1 protein-coding gene is annotated in these 1684 nt (G+C 55.2%); it reads right to left on the bottom strand.

The genetic code is table 11. The annotated features are described in order from the left end of the window. Positions 1-35: 35 nt before the first annotated feature. Positions 36-1439, bottom strand: a complete 1404-nt coding sequence (phoA, locus tag EPE01S_RS22580) for an alkaline phosphatase (RefSeq protein WP_062749671.1) — start codon at positions 1437-1439, stop codon at positions 36-38. Between the last annotated feature and the right edge of the window lie 245 nt (positions 1440-1684).

Here is a 1684-nt window from a genome sequence, read left to right as displayed (position 1 = left end):
AGCAGGAACCGGGCGGTAAACGCCCGGAAAACCCTTTATTTGATAGCCAGTGCCGCTTTGATGGTATAGAACAGATCGGTCTGATCGGTCAGGCCTACCACGTTGGCCGCATGCGGGCCATAAGCCGCAATGCGCAGCTGCGTCCCGGTGTGCCCCTGTGAATCTTCTTCAGAATTGCCGTAGCTGATGGTCATCGGGCTGCCATCTTTGGTGATCAGCGTCTGCGTCAGACCGGGTGCTTTGCTGTCATTGGCAATAATCTGGCTGGAGTGCGCATGGTCAGCCGTCACAATCACCAGCGTATTGCCATCTTTGCGTGCAAACGCCAGTGCTTTCTGCACCGCTTCATCCAGATCGACGGTTTCACCAATCTGACCACACGGGTTGGCAGCATGGTCCTGCTTATCGATAGAGGCCCCTTCCACCTGCAGGAAGAAGCCTTTCTTCTGACGGTCCAACAGGGAAATCGCTTTCTCCGTCATCTGCGCCAGTGTCGGGGTTGAGGCCGGACGTTCTGCGTTCACTTCACAGGTAATGGGTTTACCGTCGAGGTTGCCGTGATAAGTGGCTTTCGGCCCTTTCCAGCGTACCGGCATATTGCCGTCGGCAAACAGGCCCAGTACCGGCTTAGCGTCACTGGCTTCTGTCAGCGCGTTCATGCCGTCCAGATCGTTCACCCACTGATAGCCACGCAGTTTTGCCTGCTCTTCCAGCGTTTTACCCTGCCACTCCCCTGCTTTTGCCGTCTCTGCAAAGGTTTTGCCACCGCCGCCCAGCGTCACATCGGCGCGGGCGTTCAGCAGTTGCTCGGCAATGGAGCCCTTTCCGCCTTTTTCCAGCGCGTTGCTGGCACAGAGTTCACTGGTTTTTACCGGGCCGTAGCACTTACGTGAGGTGACATGGGCAATCTGCGCAGCCGGTGTGGCATCTTCGAGCTCGGCGGTAGACACGTTGCCCGTGGCTTTACCGGCGGCTTTCGCCAGCTCCAGCAGCGTTGGATAATCCTTTCCGTTAACGTCCACGCCAATTGCACCGTTGTAAGACTTCACGCCCGTTGCCCATGCGGTCGCAGAGGCGGCTGAATCGGTGACGTAGTCGGGTTTATGTGTTTTCTTGTCCAGTGAATAGTGGGTGTACTGCCCGGTCAATGGCAAGGCATCAATCCCTTTAAAGAAACCGCCCGCGCCTTCAGCATAGTTACGTGCTGCGGTAATTTCAGAGTCGCCCATGCCATCACCAATCAGCAAAATGACGTTTTTCGCGGTGGTATTGCTCAGGGATGCCTTCAGTGCTTCGGTCTGATCTTCGGTAAGGCGTCTTGCCCCGCCAGGCTGGGTAATATCGCCCTGGGCGGCACGCTGGTAGGTGGCCATATCCGCCATGGCCGAAGCGCAGATCAGTGAAGTCAGCAGGGATAGAGCGAAGGCTTTATGTTTCATCAGTGGCGATCTCCATGAATAAATTTTACTTAATATTTCAGGGGGTCAGTTTGCGATACAACTATTTCATTTACGTGTCAGGGCGGTGACAATAAGATTTCACTCCTGCGCGCAATGACGATGTGTTTTTCCCGCTGCTCATGAGTTAAGCGAATAGAAGCACAGGGGAAAATACTGCTTGACCCAATAACCGCGACTGCCTATAGTAGCGCCCCGTTGCCCCCTGCGGGTAACGGCAGTAAAAA

This window comes from Erwinia persicina NBRC 102418 (assembly GCF_001571305.1).
Lineage (GTDB): Bacteria > Pseudomonadota > Gammaproteobacteria > Enterobacterales > Enterobacteriaceae > Erwinia > Erwinia persicina.
Note: the sequence above shows the minus strand (reverse complement) of the source record. Positions and strands in the feature narration are given on the sequence as shown.

What these genes read in the sequence shown, in the direction of transcription:
- phoA (WP_062749671.1), bottom strand. Translation starts at nt 1,439, where the DNA reads ATGAAACATAAAGCCTTCGCTCTATCCCTGCTGACTTCACTGATCTGC.